The organism is Herbaspirillum sp. NPDC087042, assembly GCF_044745245.1.
Classification (GTDB): Bacteria; Pseudomonadota; Gammaproteobacteria; order Burkholderiales; family Burkholderiaceae_D; genus Herbaspirillum.
The window spans coordinates 179,213-203,849 of record NZ_JBIUZW010000012.1 but is presented as its reverse complement, the minus strand read 5'-3'; the positions used below and the strand labels follow the sequence as shown (position 1 = coordinate 203,849).

Below are 24,637 nucleotides of genomic sequence, written 5' to 3'. Positions count from 1 at the left end.
CCTACGGCAAGACCGCGACCGTCATGCACAAGCCCCTGGTTGGCGACAACGGCTCCGGCATGCACGTGCACCAATCCGTCTGGAAGGATGGCAAGAACCTGTTCGCAGGCGACGGCTATGCTGGCCTGTCCGAGTTCGCGCTGTACTACATCGGCGGTATCATCAAGCACGCCAAGGCACTGAACGCGATCACCAACCCTGGTACCAACTCGTACAAGCGTCTGGTCCCCGGCTTCGAAGCTCCGGTCAAGCTGGCCTACTCGGCCCGTAACCGTTCGGCCTCGATCCGTATCCCGCACGTTGCCAACCCGAAGGGTCGTCGTATCGAAACCCGCTTCCCGGATCCCCTGGCCAACCCGTACCTGTGCTTCTCGGCGCTGCTGATGGCCGGTCTGGATGGCGTGCAGAACAAGATCCACCCGGGCGAAGCTGCGACCAAGGACCTGTACCACCTGCCGCCGGAAGAAGACAAGCTGATCCCGACCGTGTGCTCCTCGCTGGAAGAAGCGCTGGATCACCTGAACAAGGATCGCGAGTTCCTGACCCGTGGCGGCGTGTTCAGCGACAGCATGATCGATGCTTACCTCGAACTGAAGATGCAGGAAGTCACGCGTTATCGCATGACCACCCATCCGATCGAATTCGATATGTACTACTCGCTGTAATCGAATCCGGGTTTGATGAAAAAGGGGAAGCTTGCTTCCCCTTTTTTTATGCGCCGGCGCCTCCTGTGCCGGATCCCGGAGCGCGCCCGAAACTTGCTAGTCATCCGGCATGACGACAACGCGACATGACATGAACCCAGGCTTATCCACCTCCGCCATGAAGACACAATTTCCCTCGCTCGACGGTCTGGACCTGCTGGCGTCGGCCGTGATCATCCTCGATGCCCGGGGCGGCATCGTCTATGCCAATGCAGCCGCCGAGAACCTGCTGGAGAGCTCCTTCAAGGTGCTCTCGCAGCAGAAGCTCTCCGAGCTCTTCCTCAATGGCAAGGAACTCTCGGCGCTGTTCTACCAGGCCATCGAACACCAGTTCGCCGACAAGCGCCTGGACCTGGTGCTGGAGCGTGCCAACCGCGAGCCGCTGCAGGTCCATACCATCGTCACCCCGCTGGACAACCCCGACATGCCGGTGCTGCTGGAGCTGCGCGAGAACGTGCAGCAGCTCAAGCTGGACCGCGAAGAACGCATGTTCGACCAGAGCCAGGCCAACAAGGAACTGATCCGCAACCTGGCCCACGAGATCAAGAATCCGCTGGGCGGTATCCGTGGCGCGGCACAGCTGCTGGAGCTGGAGCTGCCCGAGCGGCACCTGAAGGAATTGCGCGAATACACCCAGGTCATCATCAAGGAAGCCGACCGCCTGCAGACCCTGGTCGATCGCCTGCTGGCGCCGCACCGTCATCCGCACATCGTCGGCGACGTCAACATCCATGAAGTCTGCGAGCGCGTGCGTAGCCTGGTGATGGCCGAGTTCCCGCAGGGGCTGAGCATCCAGCGCGACTATGACCTCTCCATCCCCGAATTCCGTGGCGACAAGGAGCAACTGATCCAGGCCGTGCTCAACATCGTCCACAACGCCGCCCAGGCCCTGGCCGAGCGTATCCGTGCCGGTGATGGCGAGCTGATTCTGCGCACGCGCGTCTCTCGCCAGGTCACGCTTTCCAAGGTTCGATACCGCCTGGCACTAGACTTGCATATCATCGATAACGGTCCGGGTATTCCCCCTGACATCCAGGAAAGAATCTTCTATCCCCTGGTGTCGGGACGGGAAGGTGGTAGCGGACTGGGGCTGACCCTGGCGCAGACTTTCGTGCATCAGCACATGGGCGTGATCGAATGCGACAGCCGGCCGGGTTGTACCGATTTCAGAATACTTATACCGCTGCCGTGAGCTCATGGCCGCAGGCGGCGCGCCAAAGCCGGAATGACGGAAGGCATCCCGTCACCATGGGGGCTGCGGACAGGGCGCCAGAAGTGCCTTGGCTCGCGGGAGCTTTAACAGCAAGACCAACGCAGGAAGAAGTTATTTATGAAGCCAATCTGGATTGTTGACGACGACGAATCGATACGCTGGGTGCTCGAAAAGGCCCTGGCCCGAGAAAATCTCGCCACGCAGAGTTTTTCCAGCGCACGCGATGCCATGGCGGCCCTGCAGAACGGGACGCCGCAAGTGCTGGTTTCCGACATCCGCATGCCCGGCGCCTCCGGCCTGGAGCTGCTGCAGACCGTCAAGGCCAAGCATCCCGGGATTCCGGTGATCATCATCACCGCCTTCTCCGATCTCGACTCGGCGGTCTCGGCCTTCCAGGGCGGCGCCTTCGAATATCTGGCCAAGCCCTTCGACGTGGACAAGGCGGTCGAGCTGATCCGCCGCGCCCTCGACGAGAGCCTGCGCGAAACCGACATCGAACAGGGCGCCGCGCAGACCCCCGAGATCCTCGGCCAGGCACCGGCCATGCAGGATGTGTTCCGCGCCATCGGCCGCCTGTCGCAATCGAACGTGACGGTGCTGATCACCGGCGAATCCGGCTCCGGCAAGGAACTGGTGGCACGCGCCCTGCACAAGCACAGCCCGCGCGCCAGCCAGCCCTTCGTGGCGCTGAACACCGCCGCCATTCCCAAGGACCTGCTGGAGTCCGAGCTGTTCGGTCATGAACGCGGTGCCTTCACCGGCGCGCAAGCCATGCGCCGTGGCCGCTTCGAGCAGGCTGAGGGCGGCACATTGTTCCTCGATGAAATCGGTGACATGCCGCTGGATCTGCAGACGCGCCTCTTGCGCGTACTCTCCGACGGCCACTTCTACCGCGTCGGCGGCCATCAATCCTTGAAGGCCAATGTGCGCGTGATCGCCGCCACCCACCAGAACCTGGAACAGCGCGTGCGCGAAGGCCTGTTCCGCGAGGACTTGTACCATCGCCTGAACGTGATCCGCCTGCGCCTGCCCAGCCTGCGCGAACGCAGCGAGGACATTCCCATCCTGGCCCGTTATTTCCTGGCGCAGAGTGCGCGCCAGCTGGGCGTGGAAGCCAAGCGCCTGTCGCCGCAGGCGATGCAGTTCCTGTCGCAGCTGGAGTTCCCCGGCAACGTGCGCCAGCTGGAAAACCTGTGCAACTGGATCACCGTGATGGCCCCCGGCCAGACCGTCGAGATCAAGGACCTGCCGCAGGATCTGGTGGAAGAGCGCGCCTATGCGCCGCAACCGGCGCAGGTCGTGGCCGGTCCGGCATCGGCGGGGATGGCCGCACCGGTAATGCCGGTCAGCTACGGCGAAGCGACGGCGGGGGCAGCCTTGCCGGAGGCCGGCAATGTCAGCTGGATCTCGCTGCTGGAAACCGAAGCCGCGCAGATGCTGGCCTCGGAACAGCCCGAGGTGATGGATATCCTCGGCCGCCAGTTCGAAGCCGCGCTCATCAAGATCGCCCTGAAGCATACCCACGGTCGCAAGAACGACGCCGCGGTGCGCCTGGGCATTGGCCGCAACACCATCACCCGCAAGATCCAGGAGCTGGGGATCGGCGGTGCCGAGGATGACTGAGCGGGTGTGCCGCTAGCAAGAGTCAAGCAGGGGAGGCCTGCCCGCGTGCCGCCGCGTGGGCAGGACCAGCAAGGGGAAGAGGCGGCGGCGCATAAAAAAGGAAATGGCCTGGATCGCGAGATCCAGGCCATTTTTATTGCGTGACGCAGGGTGAGATGCCGGGTGTGATGCAGGTGCTTCCGGATAAATGATTTATATCGTTTATCCGGACTGCCCCGTGATCAGCGCAGCTTCAGCACCACGCGTGCCGCGATCGACGCGATCAGGCTCAGCACCGCGCCGAAGATGACGAAGTAGCTCACCGACAGCTTGTTGCCGGTGAAGTCGATCAGCCAGGTGATGATCAGGCCGGCGAAGCCACCGAAGATGGTCACGGCGATGTTATAGGCCAGCGACATGCCGGTGCCGCGCGTGGCCACCGGGAAGATGTCGGCCAGCAGGGCCGGCATGGCGGCGAAGTACATGGTCATGAGCACGCCGATGACGGTCTGCAGCAACAGCAGTTGCAGGAAGCCCGGCGAGTTGGTCAGGAACACGAACATCGGATAGGTCAGCACGATGTAGAGGGCGCTGCTGACGATCATGAAGGGGGTGCGGCCGATCTTGTCGGAGAGCGCGCCCACCAGCGGCGAGCCGATGAACATGATCAGGCCGGCCACCGACATGGCGGCAAACGACGACCAGGCCGGCAGGCCCAGTTGCTTGACCGCGTAGGTCGGGATGTACAGCGACAGGTACACCGAGACGGTGGCCATGATGACGCTGCCCGAACCGATCAGCAGGCGCAGCTTCTGGCTGGAGAAGGTGTCGCGCAGCGGAGCGTCGGTCTTCTCGCGGGATTCCTTGAACTCCGGGGCTTCATCCAGGTGGCGACGGATATAGATACCGGCCGGGGCGATCAGCAGGCCAAAGATGAAGGGCACGCGCCAGCCCCAGGAAGCCAGTTGGTCCGGCGTGAGCATGTTGTTGAGCACGGCGCCGAAGACGGCAGCCAGCAGCAGGCTGATACCTTGGCTTGCGACCTGCCAGCTGGAGAAGAAGCCGCGACGATGCGGTGCGTGTTCCACCAGGAAGGCGGTGGAGCTACCGAATTCGCCACCCGCCGAGAAGCCCTGGATCATCTTGCCCAGCGCGATGCCGGCCGGTGCCAGCAGGCCGATGCTGGCGTAGCTGGGCATGAAGGCGATCATGGCCGTACCGATGGTCATCAGGGTGATCGACAGCATCAGGGCCGACTTGCGGCCGGAGCGGTCGGCATAGGCACCCAGCACCACCGCACCCAGCGGACGCATGAAGAAGGACACGCCGAAGGTAGCGAAGGTCAGCAGCAGCGAGACGCTGTCATCCCCGGTGGGGAAGAACTGCTTGGCGATCACGACCGCGAAGGCGCCGTAGATCAGGATGTCGAACCATTCGAGGGCATTGCCGATCGACGAGGAAATGATGGCGCGCCTGGCCTGTGGATGCGAGTGAGCGGCGTCGTGCGCCGCGGTCTGACTGGTCATGAAGACTCCCTGATGGATAGCAGTGTGGATGGAGGAGCGGGCTAGCCCGTGCGACCCGGGTGGAGCCGACAGTTGCCTGGCTGGATGATGGTTGTTCGCTCCGTTGCAGCAGCCTGCCGATGACGGACATGCAACAATGCCGCTACAGCGGGCGAGCATAGGCGGGGCGATGTGGCGCTGTCAAGGCGCGCCGCAAGGGATTATCAACAGGCAGGAAGGTGTTTGCCGAAACCCGAAATCCTGTAAATCATTTACGCAATCCACTCTATCGGGATATCCCATCCTGCGCTTCCCTGAGCTTGCGCCACAGGGTAGTGCGACTCATGCCCAGGTGTCGCGCCGCTGCCGCCCGGTTGCCGCGATAGCGTTGCAGGACGGCCTGGATATCCTCGTCGTCGGGCGGGGGCGCTTCCGCTTGCGGCACCTGCAGCGGCAGGGCGGTTTGCGCAGCCAGTTCCGGTGCCACCCGCAGGATCAGCGCCGGTGTCAGCGCCTGCAGTGGTTCGGCTGCCAGGAACAGGGCCAGCCGCTCCATCAGGTTGCGCAGCTCGCGCACATTGCCCGGCCAGCCATAGGCGCACAAGAGCGGCGCGCAGCGCAGGATCTCGGCGGCCAGGTTGGCGTGCGGGCGCGTATCCAGCGCCGCCAGCGCATGCTTGAGATGCCATTCGGCCAGCGCCGGGATATCCTCGCTGCGCGCGCGCAGCGGCGGCAGCGGCAGGCGCAGCACGCTGAGCCGGTAGTACAGGTCGGCGCGGAAGCGACCATCGCGCACCCGCTCCTCCAGGTCGCAGTGGGTGGCGCTGATGATGCGCACCTGGACCGGAATGGGTCGCGTGCCCCCCACTCGCACCACCACCCGTTCTTCCAGCACGCGCAGCAGCCGGGTCTGCAACTGCAGGGGCATCTCGCCGATCTCGTCGAGCAGCAGGCTGCCGCGATGGGCCGCCTCGAAGACGCCGGCCCGTCCGCCGCGTCGCGAGCCGGTGAAGGCACCTTCTTCATAGCCGAACAGTTCGGACTCCAGCAAGGACTCGGCCAGCGCGCCGCAGTTGATCGCCACGAAGGGATGGGCCGCATGCGTCTTGCCCTGCATCAGTGGATGGGCGCGGTGGATGGCCTGCGCCGCCAGTTCCTTGCCGGTGCCGGTCTCGCCCTGGATCAGCACGGTCGAGGGGGACCGGGCAAAGAGGGTGATCGCCTGGCGGACCTCTTCCATGGCCTCCGAATCGCCGCGCAGGTCCTTGATGTGATGGCGTGCGCGCAGGCTGTCGGCCACCGGCAGGCTGGGGCTGCGCGTGCTTTCCAGTTGCGTCAGGCGGGCCAGTTCCAGCGCATCCTCGAAGGACTGGCGCACCGTCGCAGCGGAGTAGAGGAAGATGCCGCGCATGCCGGCTTCCTCGGCCAGGTCGGTGATCAGGCCGGCGCCCACCACCGCCTCGATGCCGCCGGCCTTGAGCTCGTCGACCACGGCGCGCGCATCTTCTTCGGTGGCATAGGTGCGCTGGGCGATCTCCAGGCCGAACATCTGCTGGAACTCGGCCAGCGCCGGCATGGCGTCCTGGTAGGTGACCAGGCCGATGCGGGTGGTGATCTGGCGCGCCCGCGCCAGCGCCTGCATCACGTCGAAGCCGCTGGCGCGCGCCACCACCACCGGTACCGGCAGGCGGCTCTTGAGATAGGCACCGTTGGAACCGGCCGAGATCACCACATCGCAGCGCTCGCTGGCCAGGCGCTCGCGGATGCTGCGCACGGCCTCGTCGAAGCCCAGCTGGATGGGCTCGATGTCAGCCAGCTCGTCGAATTCCAGCGTGATGTCGCGGAACAGTTCCGACAGGCGGGACATCGAGACCGTCCAGATGACCGGTTTGTCGGCATGACGGTCGGCGGGGGCGGGGCGTTTCATGGCGGTTCCTGTTGTTTCAAAAAGCGTTCATGATGTTTCGTTGAAACGTTAATGTAACACTTGTGGAACGTGGTCGGCGCAATCCGTAGAGCTGCCCGGGCGGCGAGGGATGATCCGGGGCGCTTCCGGCGCCGCCTGCCAAGTCCTTGATTTCACTGTGATATACCAGCGCGGCCGGCCACCGGCCGGGTCGGCGCGGGCGCATGCTGCACTGCGATGGCACGGCCGTTGCAATAAGCCTTGCCATCAGCCGGCGCGGGACGCTCCGCGCACATCCAGCAACCCACTCAGAAGGTGTCCATCATGGCTCTCCACTCCGCAGGCGCAGCATTCCGCAAGGCCGTCCAGGAAGAATCCCCTTTGCAGGTCATCGGCGCGATCAACGCCAACCACGCCCTGCTGGCCAAGCGTGCCGGCTTCCGTGCGATCTACCTCTCCGGTGGCGGTGTCGCGGCCGGTTCGCTGGGCCTGCCCGACCTGGGCATCTCCAACCTGGATGACGTGCTCACCGACGTGCGCCGCATCACCGACGTGTGCGACCTGCCGCTGCTGGTGGACGTCGATACCGGCTTTGGCGCATCTGCCTTCAACGTGGCGCGCACCGTCAAGTCGATGATCAAGTTCGGCGCCGCCGCCGTCCATATCGAAGACCAGGTCGGTGCCAAGCGCTGTGGCCATCGCCCCGGCAAGGAAATCGTCAGCAAGCAGGAAATGGTGGACCGCATCAAGGCCGCCGTGGATGCCCGTACCGATGAGAACTTCGTCATCATGGCGCGCACCGACGCACTGGCCGTGGAAGGCCTGGAGGCCGCCGTGGAACGCGCGGTCGCCTGTGTCGAAGCCGGCGCCGACATGATCTTCCCCGAGGCCATCACCGACCTGGCCATGTACAAGCAATTCGCCAATGCGGTGAAGGTGCCGATCCTGGCCAACATCACCGAATTCGGTTCGACCCCGCTGTTCACCGTGGACGAGCTGAAGGACGCCGACGTCGGCCTGGTGCTCTATCCGCTGTCGGCCTTCCGCGCCATGAACAAGGCCGCCGAGAACGTCTACCAGGCGATCCGCCGCGACGGCACGCAAAAGAACGTGGTCGACACCATGCAGACCCGCATGGAGCTGTACGACCGCATCGATTACCACAGCTACGAACAGCGCCTTGACGCCCTGTTTGCGCAACAGAAAAACAAATAATCCCTTCCGATAATTAGTTTTCACCGAATACGCTACGAGGAGAACACGATGAGCGAACAACAAGCCGCAGGTTTCAAGCCCAAGAAGTCCGTTGCCCTGTCCGGCGTCACCGCCGGCAATACCGCCCTGTGCACCGTCGGCAAGACCGGCAATGACCTGCACTATCGCGGCTACGACATCCTGGATGTGGCCGACAGCTGCGAGTTCGAGGAAATCGCCCACCTGCTGGTGCATGGCAAGCTGCCCACCGCCGCCGAACTGACTGCCTACAAGGCCAAGCTCAAGGCTCTGCGCGGCCTGCCGGCCAACGTCAAGGCGGCGCTGGAATGCCTGCCGGCGGCCTCGCACCCGATGGATGTGATGCGCACCGGCGTCTCGGCGCTGGGCTGTGTGCTGCCCGAGAAGGATGACCACAACACCCCGGGCGCGCGCGATATCGCCGACCGCCTGATGGCGTCGCTGGGTTCCATGCTGCTGTACTGGTACCACTACAGCAGCAATGGCAAGCGCATCGAAGTGGAAACCGATGACGATTCCATCGGCGCCCACTTCCTGCACCTGCTGCATGGCCAGAAGCCCTCCGAGTCCTGGGAAAAGGCCATGCACACCTCGCTGATCCTGTACGCGGAACACGAATTCAATGCTTCCACCTTCACCGGCCGCGTCATCGCCGGCACCGGCTCGGACATGCACTCGGCCATCACCGGCGCCATCGGCGCGCTGCGTGGCCCCAAGCACGGCGGCGCCAATGAGGTGGCCTTCGAGATCCAGAAGCGCTACGACAATCCCGACGAAGCCGAAGCCGACATCCGCCGTCGCGTCGAGAACAAGGAAGTGGTGATCGGCTTCGGCCACCCGGTCTACACCATCTCCGACCCGCGCAACAAGGTCATCAAGGAAGTGGCGCGCAAGCTCTCCACCGAAGCCGGTTCGACCAAGATGTTCGACATCGCCGAACGCCTGGAATCGGTGATGTGGGAGATCAAGAAGATGTTCCCCAACCTGGACTGGTTCTCGGCCGTGTCCTACCACATGATGGGCGTGCCCACCGCGATGTTCACGCCGCTGTTCGTCATCGCCCGTACCTCGGGCTGGGCCGCGCACATCATCGAGCAGCGCATCGACAACAAGATCATCCGCCCCTCCGCCAACTACGTGGGCCCGGAAGATCTGCAGTTCGTGCCGATCGCCGAGCGCAAGTAAGCAGCAGGTGAGGGGACGGCAGTAGCAGGGGAGACGCGGCGGCCCGCCTGGGTGACCGCGATCCACGGATTTGTAACAAGCGGTACATGGGGTCGAGCCGATTGCAATTACTTGTTAAGATGCGGTCGGACCTTTTTCCCCACCGTCTGGACTCTCCATGGATCACCCGATGACTGCTCCCGTCACCTCCCGCCATTCCCTTTTTCTCACGACCTGCCTGGCCGGCGCTGCCGCCTTGCTGCTGGCTTCCTGCGCCTCCAATGACCCGGTGCCGGTCACCGATACCAAGCCGGTATTGCCGCAGATCCTGAAGTCCGAGGCGGCCAGCCAGCCGACCTGGGCCACCCAGTTGAAGACGGGGGACTTCAGTTGCGAGATGGGCAACAAGGTGCAGGTGCGCATGGATGGTCGCGTCACCGATGGCGTCACGCTGGTGTGGAAGGGCAACAGTTACATGATGAGTCCGGTCAGCACATCGACCGGCGCGGTGCGCCTGGAGAACAAGGGCGAGGGGCTGGTGTGGATCCAGATCCCGTCGAAGTCCATGCTGCTCAATTCCAAGATCGGACAGCAGCTCGCCAACGATTGCCGGTCCCGCTGATGGGGTGCGCGTCGTCGGCCCGATGGCCTTCGACGCGATGTCGTTTCCTCTCCGGATGGCGTTCGCTGTCCGTCTCTCTTTCTCTCCATCTCTTGCGCGCGCCACGCGTGCTGCATTGACGTGCATCAAGCGTGGCACGCGCAGCGCCACGGATTCAGCAGACCGTAAGTTTCAGGTGCAAGACTGGTTTCATCGTCGCATCAGGGCCGCGCACAAGCGCCATGCATCAGCGCCATGCATAAGAGCCCAGCGACAGTCGCGCCGCAAGCCACGCAGCAGGCGGGCGAAGACGAGATTTCAATTCGAGAGACATGAGGAGACGTCATGCAATACGAGCAATTCTATCGTCAGTCCATTGACCATCCCGAGGCCTTCTGGGCCCAGGAAGCGCAGCGCATCCACTGGGAAACGCCATTCGCCCAGACCCTGGATTATTCACGCGCACCGTTCGCACGCTGGTTCATCGGCGGCCAGACCAACCTGTGCTACAACGCGGTCGATCGGCACCTGGCCGAGCGTGCCGACCAGGCCGCACTGATCGCCATTTCCACCGAGACCAATACCGAACGCGTCTACAGCTTCGCGCAGTTGCAGCAGGAAGTCATGGCCATGGCAGCCACCATGCAATCGCTGGGCGTCGCTCGCGGCGACCGCGTGCTGATCTACATGCCCATGGTCGCCGAGGCGGTCTTCGCCATGCTGGCCTGCGCGCGTATCGGCGCGGTACATTCGGTGGTGTTTGGCGGCTTTGCCTCCAACAGCCTGGCCTCGCGCATCGACGATGCGCAGCCGCGCCTGATCGTCTCGGCCGATGCCGGTTCGCGCGGTGGCAAGGTGATCCCCTACAAGGGCTTGCTGGACGATGCCATCAACCTGGCCACGCACAAGCCGCAGCAAGTGCTGCTGGTCGATCGGGGCCTGGCGCCGATGGCGCGCAGCACCCCGCGCGACGTCGACTACGCGCCGCTGCGCGAGAAATTCCTGGGCCAGCAGGTACCGGTGACCTGGCTGGAGTCCAACGAGAGCAGCTACGTCCTCTACACCTCCGGCACCACTGGCAAGCCCAAGGGCGTACAGCGCGACGTCGGCGGTTACGCGGTGGCACTGGCCTCGTCGATGCAGCACATCTTCTGCGGCAAGCCCGGCGAGACCTACTTCTGCACCTCCGACATCGGCTGGGTGGTGGGCCACTCCTACATCGTCTATGGCCCGTTGATCGCGGGCATGGCCACGGTGCTCTACGAAGGCCTGCCGATCCGGCCCGACGCCGGCATCTGGTGGAGCATCGTCGAGAAGTACAAGGTCACCCGCATGTTCTCCGCCCCCACGGCCATCCGCGTGCTCAAGAAGCAGCCGCCGGAATGCATGGAGCGCTACGACACCTCGTCGCTCAAAGCCCTCTACCTGGCCGGCGAGCCGCTCGACGAGACCACCTCCAGCTGGATCTCGGGCGCGCTGAAGGTGCCGGTGATCGACAACTACTGGCAGACCGAATCGGGCTGGCCCATCATCTCCATCGCCAAGGGCATCGACGACAAGCCCACCCGCCTGGGCAGCCCCGGCGTCCCCATGCCCGGCTATCGCCTGGCCATCCTCGATGAGAGCACCGGCGAGCCCTGTGGCGCCAACGAGAAAGGCGTGGTGGCCATCGAAGGACCGCTGCCACCGGGCTGCATGCAGACCGTCTACGGCGACGACCAGCGCTTCGTCAACACCTACTGGCGCAGCCTGCCGCGGGAAGTCTATTCGACCTTCGACTGGGGCATCCGCGATGCCGACGGCTACTACTTCATCCTTGGCCGCACCGATGACGTCATCAACGTCGCCGGCCACCGCCTGGGCACGCGCGAGATCGAGGAGAGCATCTCCAGCCATCCCAATGTCTCGGAGGTGGCCGTGGTCGGCGTGGAAGACAAGCTCAAGGGCCAGGTAGCCTTTGCCTTCGCCATTCCCAAACAGGCCGATGCGGTAGCCACGGCCGAGCAGCGTCGCGCCCTGGAGGCCGAGATCATGGGCGTGGTCGACAAGCAGATCGGCGCGGTGGGCCGACCGGCGCGGGTGTTCTTCCTCAGCGCCTTGCCCAAGACGCGCTCGGGCAAGCTGTTGCGGCGGGCCATCCAGTCCATCTGCGAAGGCCGCGATGCGGGCGACCTGCCCACCATCGAAGATCCGGCGGCACTGGAGCAGGTGCGCGCGGTATTGCGCGATTGAACCTGGTGCGGCGGCCGGCCGGTCGGGTTGGTCGCCGCAGCCAGCGCAATTTGGTTACACTGGCGACTTCATTGCGCTATTCACAACCCGGCCATGCACCACCCCATCCGCCCGGCAACCGCCGCCGACGCCGCCGCCATCTGCGGCATCTACAACCACTACGTGGAAACCACTGCCATCAGCTTCGAGACCGAGCCGGTCACGGACGTGGTCATGGCCACCCGCATTGCCGAGGTACAGGCCAACTTCCCCTGGCTGGTCTACGAAGAGCAGGGCCAGGTACTGGGCTATGCCTACGCCGCCCAATGGAAGCCGCGCGCGGCTTACCGGCAATCGGTGGAGAGCTCGGTCTACCTGCGCCATGACGCCGGCGGACGCGGCATCGGCAAGCAACTCTATGTGCGCCTGTTCGAGCAGTTGAAGCCCCTGGGCGTGCACCTGGTCATCGGCGGCATCGCCCAGCCCAATGCCGCCAGCGTGGCGCTGCACGAGAGCCTGGGCTTCGAGAAGTGTGGCGTCTTCAACGAGGTCGGCTACAAGATGGGACGGTGGATCGACGTGGGCTATTGGCAGCTCAAGCTGCAGGAGGTGCAATCATGAGATCGACCCGTGCCGCCAGCGCCATCGAGCGCCTGAACACGCGCACCGAGACGCGCGAATACTCCATGCTGCGCACCTCCGACGAACGCTTCGTGCTGACGCGCCGCGTCGCCGGCCAGCCGATGGAAAAGCTCAACGAACCGCTGGAACTTGACGAATTCGTCGCCTTCGTCAATGCCCAGGGACCGCAGAAAGCCAAGCGCGTCAGCAAGCTCGACGTACAGTTCGAGAAGAACATGCGCAACAAGAAAGACAAAGCGCCACCCGAGGGTGGCGCTGCCTGAGTGCCAGATTGGCTGACTGCCTGCCGTCTGCAGCGCGGCGGGATCAGTCCGACAGGGTCGCGATCACGGGCGCGTGATCGGAGGGTTGCTCCCACTTGCGCGGCACCTTGTCGATGACGCAGGCGGTGCAGCGCGGCACCAGCTCCTCGGAGAGCAGGATGTGGTCGATGCGCAGGCCGCGATTGAGGCGGAAGCCCATCTGGCGATAATCCCACCAGCTGTACATCTTTTCCGGCTGCTCGAAGAGGCGGTAGGAATCGGTCAGGCCCAGTGCCTGCAGCTTGCGGAAGGCCTCGCGCTCCGGATCCGAGACCAGCACCTGGCCCTGCCAGGCCACCGGATCGTGGACGTCGCGGTCTTCGGGGGCGATGTTGTAGTCACCCAGCAAGGCCAGACGCGGGTTCCTGGCCTTCTCCTGCGCCAGCCACTCGTGCAACGCGGCCAGCCAGCTCAGCTTGTAGGGATACTTCTCGGACTCCAGCGACTGGCCGTTGGGGATGTAGGCGCACACATAGCGCACCCCCTCGATGGTGGCGGCGATGATGCGCTGCTGCTCGTCGGGGAAGAGCGGGTTGTTCTTGACCACGTCGCTCATGGGGTGGCGCGACAGGATGGCCACGCCGTTATAGGTCTTCTGGCCCGAGAACTCGACCTGATAACCGGCCGCGGCGATCTCGGCGGCGGGGAACTTGTCATCGGTGAGCTTGGTTTCCTGCAGGCAGAGCACGTCCACCGGGTTGTCCTGCAGCCAGGTCAGGACTTGGGGCAGGCGGACCTTCAGGGAGTTGACGTTCCAGGTGGCGATTTTCATGTGTGGTGGGCTTTCCAGGAAGGTCCGGGCAGGGAATCCCGCATCGACGCCAGGATCCCGGCTGCACCAGACGGATTGCAGCGGCAAATATTTCAGGGCGCCACTATAGCACTTGCGATCCAGTCGCCCATTCTTCCCTTGCTCCCGCCTAAGTCTTTCCTAAGTCTTCGCTAAGTCTGATCCGTTACGCTCCCCAGAATAATTGATAAAAAATTTCCACGGGGAAATGACGTTTGCCCCTTCCCGGACAACGGAGACAACATGCGGATTCTCTTGGCGGAAGACCATCGGCCCCTGGCCGACTGGCTGGTGCTGACCTTCGAGCGCAGCAACTATTCGGTGGATTGCGTCTACGATGGCGGCCACGCCGATCACCTGCTGCTGACCCAGCATTACGACCTGGTGGTACTCGATATCTCCCTGCCGGCCCTGAGCGGCAACGAGGTGGTCAGGCGCCTGCGGGCGCGGGCCAGCAAGGTGCCGGTGCTGATGTTGACCGCCAACAACTCGGTGGAGGGCCGGGTGGTGAGCCTGGACCTGGGCGCCGACGATTACCTGGGCAAGCCCTTTGCGGTCAAGGAGCTGGAGGCGCGCATGCGCGCCCTGGTGCGCCGTTCCGAGCAGCATCCCAGTCCGCATTGGCAGTGCGGGGCACTTTCCTATGACAGCAATACACGGGCGTTCTGCCTCGCTGGCGCACCCTTGTCGCTGCCGCCGCGCGAGCACGCCATCCTGGAGACGCTGCTGTTCAAGTCGGGCAAGACCGTGAGCAAGAAGATGATCGCCGATGCGCTCTTTGCCATGAGCGAGTCGGCCTCCTCGGATGCGATCGAGGTCTATGTCCATCGCCTGCGCCGCAAGCTGGAAGACAGCGGCGTGTCCATCGTGACCCTGCGCGGATTGGGCTACATCCTCAAGCACGACGATGCGCCTCACTAGCCTGCGTGGCCAGTTGCTGCTGTGGCTGCTGCTGCCGCTGGGTATCTTCGTGGCAGTCAGTTCGTGGGTGACCTATCGCAATGCCGTGGAGATGGCGACCGATACGCATGACCGGCTCCTGCTGGGATCGGCACGCGTGATCGCCGAGCAGATCCGCTACGACGATGGCGTCTTCCAGGTGATCGTGCCGCCGGCCGCGCTGGAACTGTTCGAGTCCGGCGCGCGCGACCGCGTCTATTATCGGGTGACTTCGTCAAGCGGACAGCTGCTGGCTGGCTCGGCCGATCTTGCCTTGCCAGCGCAGAGCCCGGAGGCGGATGCGGCAAGCTTCTTCAGTGCGACGTTCCGCGGCGAGCCGGTGCGCATTTCTGCCTTCGGGAAATCGGTCATCTCTGCGCCCGACGATGATCTGGTCATCGTCGAGGTGGCCCAGACGCTGCGCGCCCACAAGATTTTCTCGGACCGGATCTGGGAGCATGCGCTGTTGCAGTACCTGCTGATCCTGGTGTTCGTGGCCGTGCTATTGCTGGTCGGGGTGCGCAGCGCGCTGTCTTCCACGGTGGCGCTGCGCGAGCGCATCCAGGATCGCCGGCCTGATTCGCTGGAGCCATTGGCGCGGGGCAATGTGCCCGATGAACTGGTGCCGATGGTCGATGCCATGAACCACTACGTGGCGCGACTGGATGCCCAGGTGGCCGCGCACAGCCGCTTCGTGGCCAATGCCTCGCATCAGTTGCGCACACCGCTCACGGTGCTCACCACCCAGGTCGACTACGGCTTGCGCAGCACGGCCGTGACGGACAAGGATGCCGCACTGCACGCCATGGCGGGCTCGCTGCAGCACGGCATACGCCTGGTCAACCAGCTGCTGCTGCTCTCCAGCGCGGAGGCCGGTATCGATGCCGGCGCAGCCAGCCGTGCTGACGCGATCGACCTGCTGGTGGTGATCCAGCAGGTCTTCGAGGACTTTGCCGGCTTTGCCCAGGGGCGGCAGATCGATCTGGGCTTCGATTCCCGGCTCGACACCGCGCCGGTACGCAACGGCATGTTGCGCGACCTGGTCTCCAACCTGCTCGACAATGCGCTGCGCTATACGCCCGCCGGTGGCATCGTGACGGTGTCGCTGGCGCGGCAGGGCGCGCGTCTGGTGCTGGAGGTGGCCGACAATGGTCCGGGCATTCCCGAGCAGGAAAGGGGACGTGTCTTCGATCGCTTCTACCGGATCAGCTCCAGCCAGGCCGACGGTACCGGCCTGGGCCTGGCGATCGTGGCCGAGATCGTTGCTGCAGTGGGGGCAACGATCTCGCTGTCGGCGCCTGCGGGACATTCTGGCCTGGTGGTCAGGGTGGAGATGCCGTTGGCGGCATGACAGCAAAGGCAGAGGGAGTGTTGCCCAAACCGCACAACCGCCGGGGAAAATGAAAGCCGGTCGTAAGATTCAAAATTTTATAGTGGCTCCGCTGGACTGCTGGAGGTGTCCAGACCACCTAATCAAATAACGGAGACCCTATGAAGAAGAGCATGGCCGCCATTGCGGCTCTCGGCGCACTCGGCGCATTGGGCGCAGGCAGCGCCTACGCCCAGTCCAACGTGACGATTTACGGCCTGATCGATGCCACGATCAGCACCACCAACAATGCCAATGCCTCGGGCGCGCGCCTGACCGGCATCTCCACAGCCTGGTTCAGCGGCAACCGGCTGGGCTTCCGCGGCAAGGAAGACCTGGGCGGCGGCCTGGGGGCGATCTTCAAGCTGGAGGCCGAGTACCTGGTGGCCACCGGTGCCATGGATACGCCGGGCGTGCTGTTCAATCGCGATTCCTGGGTGGGCCTGCAGGATCCTCGTAGCTTCGGCCAAGTGACCATCGGCCGGCAGAATACGCTGGCGCGCGACTTCGCCCAGGTCTACGGTGATGCCTATGGCTCCTCCGCGATCGGCTACGAAGAGGGCGGATTCACCAACAACAACAATTTCAAGCAGATGATCTTCTACGCCGGCAGCGCCACCGGTACCCGCTATGACAATGGCGTGGTGTGGAAGAAGGTGTTCGACAATGGCGTGGTGGCCGGCGTGGGCTATCAGTTCGGCGAGGTCGCCGGTTCCTTCAACAGCGGCACCACCAAGTCCTTCGGCCTGGGTTACAACGCGCCCAGCTTTGTGCTGTCCAGCTTCTATAACGAGGCCGACGTCGGCAACAAGGCCGATGCCTCCACCGAGAAGCACAAGTCCTGGTCCCTGGGTGGCAGCTATATGTTCGGCATCACCCGGCTCAATGCCGGCTACTTCCACTACACCGCCGAGCAGGGCGCGCTGGGAACGCGTACCGACAAGGCCTGGACGGTTTCAGCCAGGTTCGCGCCGCAGGGTGTGATGGATTACGAGATCGGCTATCAGGTCATGAAGGCCAACAATGCCGCCTACAGCAGCGATGGCACTGGCACCCTCAACGCCTATAGCGACGCCAGCGGTTCCACGGCCACCGGCTCGGGCAAGAAGTCCACGCTCTATGGTTCAGTGTTCTATCACCTCTCCAAGCGCACCGAGCTGTACGTGGCCGCTGACTACATGAAGCTCAGCGATGGCTATCGGGTGGCCTCGGCCAACGGTTTCAAGAACCAGACCGAACTGGCCGTGGGGATGCGTACGCGATTCTGATCGGAAGAGGTAGCAAGGCAGCAGCAGTGTTTGTAGCGAAGTAGTCTTCGAGGTTGCGGCGTACCAGGGGTACGCCGCTTTTTTTTCTTGTCTGCCCTGCAGGGAGAGCGCAGGACAGATGCGTCCTCCCTGCAGACCGATCATCCATCCGCCAATCAAGCCGGCATCAGTTGATCGCTACGTTGCTGCGGGCCGTCCTGGCCGTCCTTGCGACGGCGACGATAGGCCGCAAAGCCCACCACGCCCAGGCCACCCAGCATCATGGCCATGGTCGAGGCTTCCGGCACGGCAGCGATACTGATGTTGCCGCCGAAGCTCCCACCGGTGGAGCCCGAGACCAGGCCACCGATCGACAACGTGTAGTTGCCGGAGAGCAAGCTGTTGGTCCGCAGGGTGTAGACCTGTGTATCTCCCAGGGTGGTCTTCACACCGGTCCACGTGCCACCGTTGCCGGTGAGCGTGAGGCTGGACAGGTTCAGGCGCGACACGCCATCCAGGGCAATCGAGATGACCGCCGAGGAGAACGAGAAGGGACTGGCGTAGCTGAAGGTGAAGTTTTCCAGGAAGCTCTGCCCGGTGGTGCCAGCACCGAACTCGGAACCGAACGACGTGGTGGATGCACTGTTGAAGGTCAGCGCGGTACTACCGTTGATCTGTGCGGCGTTGGCCGTGGCGCCAGCCGCGCACAGTGCGGACGCAAGCAGCACGCCGCCAATGAGTTTCTTCATGACACACCTCTTTCTTGGTATTGATTCATCGAGAATGCACAACAGGGGGAGTGTGTCCCGGCGTTCCTGTCCGATTGCCGGAACGATGGTGTGCCTCAGCTTGTATTTGTCGATGCAACCAGACCTGGTGATCCGACTTTGTTGGAAAGAGACCTGGTGAGCGTAGCGTTTCACACCGGAAAGCTCAATCGATTTCCGCATCAAATCTGTTACTTTTTGTTGCGGTGTAGGAGTCTTGGAAGTCTTGCTGGTAAAGGCTTTCCGACGTTCGCGATAAATTTTTTGCCGCGCCGCAATTTTCTCAGATATTGGATTTTGGCAATGATGATGGACGGCACTGTTCCGGCCCGCGGCGGGCGGGTCGGAATGCGGTGGTCATCGTGCTGCGGATGGGGGGAGGGCAGGTGCGCAGGGATTACTTGAAGTGATAGCTCAGGGCGATGATGGCCGTGTCCTCGGCGCGATGATGGATCAGCGGGCTGTTGGTCACCGAGCTGTCGAGCCACTTGCGGCGCCAGGTCAGGTTCAGCTTCCAGTCGCCGGTGAGGGGCACGTCGGCCGACAGACCCAGTATCGGGCTGGTGGAGGCCCCGGCGGTGTACTGGCGCAGGCCACTGGCGCTGGCTTCAGTGGGATCGACGCCGAAGTAGTAGTTGTTGTAGTTGGCGCTGCGATATTCCACCCCGATCTGCGGGTAGATGCTGACCCGGCCGATATCGACCTGGGCGGCATAGATGGCTTCGGCCAGGGTACCGTGCGAGGTGTTGAAGTCGTAGAAGGCGTTGAGGAAGAAGGCGCCGATCGGGGTTTCCTGATAGGTACCCAGGCCCAGCGGGATCGGATCCGAGCGGCGATGCAGGCCGCGGTCGGCGTCGAAGCCCTCGAAGTTCAGGCGACCGGCCAGTTCCAGGTAGCCGTAGCCCATGCGCACGGTCTTGATGCCGAAGGTATCGACCCGGGCAAAGAAGCGGTCGTAGTCAAAGTAGGCATAGGGCAGGGCCAGGTTGTGGCTGTGACGGCTCAGGCCGTTGCGGTCGAGGTGGAATACGCCGCCACCAATGTCGCCGACGATGCGGTCTTGCAGTTGCAATGGATCGGTGCTGTCGGACGCGGCTTGCTGGGCCAGTGCAGGCAGGGTGCAGCAGGCCAGTGCCAGGGCGGCGAAGGTGTTTTTCATGACGGATCGGCGAATGGGAATGTGGACACTATTGTAACGGTATGCCCGTGATTCTTAACAAAGTGTATCTATCTGAGGTCGTCGCGCAACACGCTCCATGGCGCCATGCAAACGGCCCGCGCGATGGCGGGCCGTTGCAGGATTGATTCAGCCTGCCGCTCAGGCCAGCTTCAAGGCCGGATAGTCGGTATAGCCGGCGGCACCGCCGCCATAGAGGGTGTCCGGATTGAAGGAGGCCAGCGCGGCACCGTGCCGCAGGCGTGCCACCAGGTCGGGATTGGCGATCCAGGGGCGGCCGAAGGCGACCAGGTCGGCCAGGTTGCCCTCGCGTGCCTGCTGCGCCAGCGTCAGGTCATAGCCGTTGTTGGCGATATAGATACCCTCGAAGAGATCACGCAGCACCTGCAGGTCGAAGCCGTTCTCGACCTGGCGCGGGCCGCCGGTGGCACCTTCGACCACGTGCAGGTAGACCAGCTTGTAGCGGTTCAGCTGCTGCACCACATAGCTGAAGAGCGCTTGCGGATTGCTGTCGGCGATATCGTTGGCCGGGCTGATGGGCGAGAGGCGGATGCCCACGCGTTCGCTGGGGACCACCGAGGTCACGGCTTCCACCACTTCCAGCAGCAGGCGGGTGCGGTTTTCAATGCTGCCGCCGTAGGCGTCGGTGCGCAGGTTGGTCTTGTCACGCAGGAACTGGTCCAGCAGGTAGCCGTTGGCGGCATGGATCTCGACGCCGTCGAAGCCGGCCTGGATGGCCAGCTGTGCCGCCGTCTTGTATTGCGCGACGATGCCCGGCAGTTCGTCCAGGTCCAGCGCGCGCGGGGTGACGAAGGGCTGGAGCCCGGTGTCGGTGAAGGCATTACCTTCGGGCTTGACGGCCGACGGCGCCACCGGCAGGGCGTGCCCCGGTTGCAGGTCGGGATGGGAGATGCGGCCGACGTGCCACAGTTGCAGGAAGATGTGGCCACCCTTGGCATGCACGGCGTCGGTCACCTTCTTCCAGCCGGCCACCTGGGCCTGGTCGTAGATGCCGGGGGTGAAGGCATAGCCCTTGCCCTGCGGGGAAATCTGGGTGGCTTCGGCGATGATGAGGCCGGCGCCGGCACGCTGGGCGTAGTACTCGGCGCTCAGTTCGCTGGGGACGTCACCGGCTTGCGCGCGGCTGCGCGTGAGCGGGGCCATGACGATACGATTCTGCAACTGGACGGCGCCCAGTTGCACGGGCTTGAACAGGTCGCTGCTGGGGCTGGCGATGGTCATGTGTATCCTTTTCTGGTTTGCGTTGGCAGGGGAGGTATCGTCGGGCTACGCTGGCAATCCCGTGGCAGCGTGCCGACGTGTTGGAATGCGTTTTCCGGGGCCGGCCATGCTGGAGGGCGCGGCTTGTCGGTAAAGACCAAGCAGTTTAGTCGAGAATTATCAGGGCTGCAGGAGGTGGCCGGATTTGGGGGCGGGAGCGATGCAGGGGCGGTTTCAGGGCAGCGACGGCACCCGGTCCAGCCAGTCGCCCAGGCGTGCCAGGGCATCCTCGCGGGCCTGGCGATTGGCGCCGATGGCCTGGCGTGCACGACCGGGGTCGTCGAAATCATGGGTGGCGCCGGGATAGACGGTGACCACCGGGGCGCTGGTCTGGCGGATACGCAGCACACGCTGCAGCACACGCTGGCAGGTGGCCGGCGATACTTCCTCGTCGGCGCCGCCCAGCAGCACCTGCACGGGCCGGTCCAGTGCGGGTGTGCGCGAGAGCAAGGCCTGCCGGCCGCAGCCGGGATAGAACACCAGGGCGGCGGCAAAGGCGGGGCTGCCGGCGGCCCGGTCGGCCTGGCGCTGCATCACATTCAGCGCCGTGCTGGCGCCGTTGGACCAGCCTTGCAGCATGATGCGCGCAGGATTGACTTCCTGGCGGGCGGCCAGCCAGGCCAGCGCGCCCTCGGCATCGAGCGGACGCACTGTCAATTCGTTGACCTCGTCGCGCTCGGGGGCGCCATGGGTATGGCGGCCGAAGCCATGGGCCACACCACGCGGGCCGAAGCTGTCCACATGCAGGACCAGGTAGCCGCGCGCGATCCAGTAGGCGGTCCAGGCCAGATGGCGCTGGCTGAGCGTATCGCCGTCGCAGGGCGAGGGAATGCCGGGCGCCACCAGCGTGCATTGGCTGCTGACCCGGCCCGAATAGGGCCCGGCGCGACCATGCAGCATCACGATGGCGGGATGCGGGCCCGGTCCCGAGGGCGAGAACAGGTAGCCGGTCAGGTCGGTGCGGCCATCGGCCGAGGGGAAGCGCACCGTCTGCGCCGGCGGCAGCGGGCCGGATTGCGCCAGCGAGAGCCGGGATTGTGCCCCCGTCATGACGATGACAAGGACGAAAAAAAGCCACCGCATCAGCGGTGGCGGGGTCATGCGGTAGCGGGCCGGCGGTGTCATGGCAGGTAAAACCGTGCAAAGGCCTGTCATGCGCCGCCGGGCCTCAAGTCCCTCAGGCGCGCGCCGGCTTGGCGCCTGCCTGCTGGAGCAGCCAGCTGGTCAGCAAGGGGACCGGACGACCGGTGGCACCCTTGGCCGCGCCGCTCTTCCAGGCGGTACCGGCGATGTCCAGGTGGGCCCAGGTGTACTTGCGGGTGAAGCGCTCCAGGAAGCAGGCGGCGGTGACGCTGCCACCCGGCTGGCCGCCGATGTTGGCGATATCGGCGAAGTTGGACTTCAGCTGTTCCTGGTAGACGTCCTGGATGGGCATGCGCCATGCGGTATCGCCAGTCTCGCGGCCGGCGGCCAGCAGCGCGTTGGCCAGCTGGTCGTGGGCGGCATCTTCACGCGTGAACAGGCCCGAGTTGTGATGGCCCAGTGCCACGATGCAGGCGCCGGTGAGGGTGGCGATATCCACCACGGCGGCAGGCTTGAAGCGTTCCACGTAGGTCAGGGCGTCGCACAGGATCAGGCGGCCTTCGGCGTCGGTGTTGAGCACTTCGATGGTCTGGCCGGACATCGAGGTGACGATGTCGCCCGGCTTGGTGGCACGGCCCGAGGGCATGTTTTCGCAGGTCGGGATGACGCCGATGACGTTCAGTTTCAGGTCCAGTTCGGCGATGGTACGGAAGGTGCCCAGCACGGTGGCGGCGCCGCACATGTCGTACTTCATCTCGTCCATGTTCAGGCCCGGCTTGAGCGAGATGCCACCGGTATCGAAGGTGATGCCCTTGCCCACCAGCACCACCGGTGCATCCTTGGCCTTGCCGCCCATGTGCTTGATGACGATGAACTTGGGCGGCTCGTCGCTGCCGTTGGTCACCGACAGGAAGCTGCCCATCTTCAGGGCCTGCAGCTGCTTGCGGTCCAGCACTTCCACGCCCAGCTTGAATTGCTTGGCCAGTTTCTTGGCGGTGTTGGCCAGGTAGGTCGGGGTGCAGACATTGCCCGGCAGGTTGCCCAGGTCCTTGGTCAGGGCCATGCCGTTGGCCAGCGCCACGGCTTCGGCCAGCGCGGTCTTGGCGGCGGCGACGGCCGTCACCGGGACCAGGAAGGCGATCTTCTTGACGCCCGTGGGCACCGGGTCCTTCTTGCTCTTGAGGATGTCGGAGCGGTAGTTGGCGTCACGGCCGGCCAGCACCACGTTGCGGAAGGCCCAGGCCAGGTCGCGGCCCTTGATGCCATCGAAGGGCAGGGCCAGGGCGGCGTCGTCGCAGCCCAGGGTGGCCAGGGTGCGTACCAGGGCGCTGCTGGCGGCGGCAAAGCTCTTGTCGCTGATCTCTTCCTCGGCGCCCAGGCCCAGCAGCACGATGCGTTCGGCGGCGATGCCGGTGACGCCGCGCAGCAGCAGGGTCGAGCCCGGCTTGCCCGAAATGTCGCCCGACTTCAGCGCGGCGCTGATGGCGCCCAGCTTGTCCAGGGCGCCTGCGGCCTTGGACAGCTTGCGGTTTTCATAGATGCCCACGACCAGCGCGCCGGTCTTGACAGCGGTCACGGCGTTTTTTGCGTCCAATGTTTTTGTGCTAAAGTCCATCGTTCGTCCTTTATATGAATTACCTGGCGATTATAGAGCCCATTTCGACGCTACGCGCGCATGAGTTCGGCCGGGTGGGCCAGCCCCGGACAGGACGCTCCGGCCCGAGGCCCAAGATTCGATTTCCAGACACCAGACACATTCCGGCATCCGCATGATTTTCCAGCGCGCTCTTCGACGCGAATTGACCAGCACCGCAGGTGGGGTCTTCACGACGCTGTTCACCATCACCCTGACCGTGATGCTCATCAAGATCCTCGGCCAGGCCGCCGGCGGGCAGGTCGCGTCGCAAGACGTGCTGGCCCTGATCGGCTTCCAGTCGTTGAACTACATGCCCATCATCCTGATCCTCACCGGTTTCATCTCGGTGTTGCTGGTGATGACGCGCAGCTACCAGGATTCCGAGATCGTGGTCTGGTTCGCCTGCGGCCTCTCGCTGACCCGCTGGATCGCGCCGGTGCTGCGCTTCGGCTGGCCCATCGTGGCCCTGGTGGCGGTGCTGTCCTTCGTGGTCACGCCCTGGGCCAACCAGCAGAGCAGCGAATACCGCGACCGCTTCGAAAAGCGCGAGGACATCGCCCGCGTCTCGCCGGGCAAGTTCCAGGAGTCGGCCAGTTCCAACCGTATCTTCTTCGTCGAGGGGATTTCCGGCGATGCCTCCAAGGTGCGCAATGTGTTCGTCAACACCATCAACAGCGATGGCAAGAACAGCGTGGTGGTGGCCAAGGAAGGCGAGACCACGGTCGACCCCGATGGCGAGAAGTTCGTGGTCATGCACAAGGGCCGCCGCTATGACGGATCGCCGGCCCTGCCGGATTTCCAGGTGGTCGATTTCGAACGTTACGGCCTGCTGATCGGCAACCAGTCGGCCGCGGCCGCTGGCGACCGTTCGGCGCGCGCCCTGCAGATGGGCGAACTGGTCACCAAGAAGGATGGCTATGCCCGCGGTGAATTGCTCTGGCGCATCGCCTTGCCGCTGATGGGCCTGGCGCTGATGCTGCTGGCCATCCCGCTGTCCTTCGTCAACCCCCGTGCCGGCCGCTCGCTGGGCCTGGTGGTGGCCCTGCTGCTGTTCGTGGTCTACAGCAATACGGTCAGCGTCTTCCAGGCTTCGGTGGCGCAGAACCGCATGAGCTTCCTGATGGCCTGGTGGCCGGTGCACGTGATCGTGGCCGCGCTGATCCTGGTGATGTTCGTGCTGCGCCTGAACATCAACCATCCCTACCATCCATCCCGGTTGTGGACCCGCGTTCGCCGCGCCATGACGTTCAAGCGCGAGGCCTGAG

At 64.2% G+C, this 24,637-nt stretch carries 20 protein-coding genes and 1 pseudogene; 13 read left to right on the top strand and 8 right to left on the bottom strand.

All coding sequences use genetic code 11. The features are described 5' to 3' along the window. From glnA to ntrC, 3 genes and pseudogenes are all read left to right on the top strand, one after another. A pseudogene (glnA, locus tag ACIPHN_RS17510) lies at positions 1–665 on the top strand (glutamine synthetase); the annotation flags it as partial. Positions 666–822: 157 nt separating this feature from the next. Further along, entirely contained in the window at positions 823–1,896 is a 1,074-nt protein-coding gene (glnL, locus tag ACIPHN_RS17505) for a nitrogen regulation protein NR(II) (RefSeq protein WP_400438003.1), read from the top strand. Positions 1,897–2,034: 138 nt separating this feature from the next. Further along, entirely contained in the window at positions 2,035–3,540 is a 1,506-nt protein-coding gene (ntrC, locus tag ACIPHN_RS17500) for a nitrogen regulation protein NR(I) (RefSeq protein ID WP_400438001.1), read from the top strand. Between the two features lie 221 nt (positions 3,541–3,761). Here the strand turns inward: ntrC and ACIPHN_RS17495 are convergent, their stop codons facing one another. Both ACIPHN_RS17495 and prpR read right to left on the bottom strand, forming a co-directional pair. After that, a complete protein-coding gene (locus ACIPHN_RS17495; RefSeq protein ID WP_400437999.1) occupies positions 3,762–5,045 on the bottom strand; it encodes an MFS transporter in 1,284 nt (427 codons plus the stop codon). Between the two features lie 265 nt (positions 5,046–5,310). Beyond that, positions 5,311–6,951 carry a propionate catabolism operon regulatory protein PrpR gene (gene prpR / locus ACIPHN_RS17490; RefSeq protein WP_400437997.1) on the bottom strand — a complete coding sequence of 547 codons (1,641 nt, stop codon included), beginning with the start codon at positions 6,949–6,951 and terminating at the stop codon, positions 5,311–5,313. 303 nt (positions 6,952–7,254) lie between these two features. On the opposite strand from prpR, the gene prpB reads away from it, so the two are divergent. From prpB to ACIPHN_RS17460, 6 genes are all read left to right on the top strand, one after another. Beyond that, positions 7,255–8,145: a methylisocitrate lyase gene (gene prpB / locus ACIPHN_RS17485; RefSeq protein ID WP_400437995.1), complete on the top strand. Its 891-nt coding sequence runs from the start codon at positions 7,255–7,257 to the stop codon at positions 8,143–8,145. A gap of 48 nt (positions 8,146–8,193) precedes the next feature. After that, positions 8,194–9,348, top strand: coding sequence for a 2-methylcitrate synthase (prpC, locus tag ACIPHN_RS17480; protein WP_400437993.1), 1,155 nt, complete (start codon positions 8,194–8,196; stop codon positions 9,346–9,348). A 169-nt stretch (positions 9,349–9,517) separates the two neighbouring features. Next, positions 9,518–9,949 (top strand): hypothetical protein, encoded by a 432-nt coding sequence (locus ACIPHN_RS17475; protein WP_400437991.1) that lies wholly within the window; start codon positions 9,518–9,520, stop codon positions 9,947–9,949. Between the two features lie 324 nt (positions 9,950–10,273). Then, positions 10,274–12,160, top strand: coding sequence for a propionate--CoA ligase (locus ACIPHN_RS17470; protein WP_400437989.1), 1,887 nt, complete (start codon positions 10,274–10,276; stop codon positions 12,158–12,160). Positions 12,161–12,253: 93 nt separating this feature from the next. Next, entirely contained in the window at positions 12,254–12,760 is a 507-nt protein-coding gene (locus ACIPHN_RS17465; protein WP_400437987.1) for an arsinothricin resistance N-acetyltransferase ArsN1 family B, read from the top strand. Further along, complete coding sequence (locus ACIPHN_RS17460; RefSeq protein WP_400437985.1) at positions 12,757–13,044, top strand: hypothetical protein; 288 nt, start codon at positions 12,757–12,759, stop codon at positions 13,042–13,044. The genes ACIPHN_RS17465 and ACIPHN_RS17460 overlap by 4 nt, the downstream gene beginning before the upstream one ends. A 43-nt stretch (positions 13,045–13,087) precedes the next feature. On the opposite strand, the gene xth is transcribed toward ACIPHN_RS17460, so the two are convergent. Then, a complete protein-coding gene (xth, locus tag ACIPHN_RS17455; RefSeq protein ID WP_400437983.1) occupies positions 13,088–13,855 on the bottom strand; it encodes an exodeoxyribonuclease III in 768 nt (255 codons plus the stop codon). Between the two features lie 261 nt (positions 13,856–14,116). Between xth and ACIPHN_RS17450 the strand changes: the two genes are divergently transcribed. From ACIPHN_RS17450 to ACIPHN_RS17440, 3 genes are all read left to right on the top strand, one after another. Further along, positions 14,117–14,794, top strand: coding sequence for a response regulator (locus tag ACIPHN_RS17450; protein ID WP_400437981.1), 678 nt, complete (start codon positions 14,117–14,119; stop codon positions 14,792–14,794). Continuing rightward, positions 14,781–16,163: a sensor histidine kinase gene (locus ACIPHN_RS17445; RefSeq protein ID WP_400437979.1), complete on the top strand. Its 1,383-nt coding sequence runs from the start codon at positions 14,781–14,783 to the stop codon at positions 16,161–16,163. Before ACIPHN_RS17450 ends, ACIPHN_RS17445 begins: the two co-directional genes overlap by 14 nt. 140 nt (positions 16,164–16,303) lie before the next feature. Beyond that, complete coding sequence (locus ACIPHN_RS17440; RefSeq protein WP_400437977.1) at positions 16,304–17,449, top strand: porin; 1,146 nt, start codon at positions 16,304–16,306, stop codon at positions 17,447–17,449. A 155-nt stretch (positions 17,450–17,604) separates the two neighbouring features. Here ACIPHN_RS17440 and ACIPHN_RS17435 read toward each other — a convergent pair whose 3' ends face one another. The 5 genes from ACIPHN_RS17435 to ACIPHN_RS17415 form a co-directional block, all read right to left on the bottom strand. After that, positions 17,605–18,177 (bottom strand): FxDxF family PEP-CTERM protein, encoded by a 573-nt coding sequence (locus tag ACIPHN_RS17435; protein WP_400437975.1) that lies wholly within the window; start codon positions 18,175–18,177, stop codon positions 17,605–17,607. A 415-nt stretch (positions 18,178–18,592) separates the two neighbouring features. Then, entirely contained in the window at positions 18,593–19,354 is a 762-nt protein-coding gene (locus ACIPHN_RS17430) for a MipA/OmpV family protein (protein ID WP_400437973.1), read from the bottom strand. Between the two features lie 159 nt (positions 19,355–19,513). Further along, the gene (locus ACIPHN_RS17425) at positions 19,514–20,614 is read right to left on the bottom strand and encodes an alkene reductase (RefSeq protein WP_400437971.1); all 1,101 of its coding nucleotides are present in this window, start codon (positions 20,612–20,614) and stop codon (positions 19,514–19,516) included. A gap of 213 nt (positions 20,615–20,827) precedes the next feature. Beyond that, a complete protein-coding gene (locus ACIPHN_RS17420) occupies positions 20,828–21,703 on the bottom strand; it encodes a dienelactone hydrolase family protein (protein ID WP_400437970.1) in 876 nt (291 codons plus the stop codon). 127 nt (positions 21,704–21,830) lie between these two features. Then, on the bottom strand, positions 21,831–23,351 hold the full coding sequence (locus ACIPHN_RS17415) for a leucyl aminopeptidase (RefSeq protein ID WP_400437969.1): 1,521 nt from the start codon (positions 23,349–23,351) through the stop codon (positions 21,831–21,833). Between the two features lie 154 nt (positions 23,352–23,505). Between ACIPHN_RS17415 and lptF the strand changes: the two genes are divergently transcribed. After that, on the top strand, positions 23,506–24,636 hold the full coding sequence (gene lptF / locus ACIPHN_RS17410; protein ID WP_400437968.1) for an LPS export ABC transporter permease LptF: 1,131 nt from the start codon (positions 23,506–23,508) through the stop codon (positions 24,634–24,636). Position 24,637 lies beyond the last annotated feature (1 nt).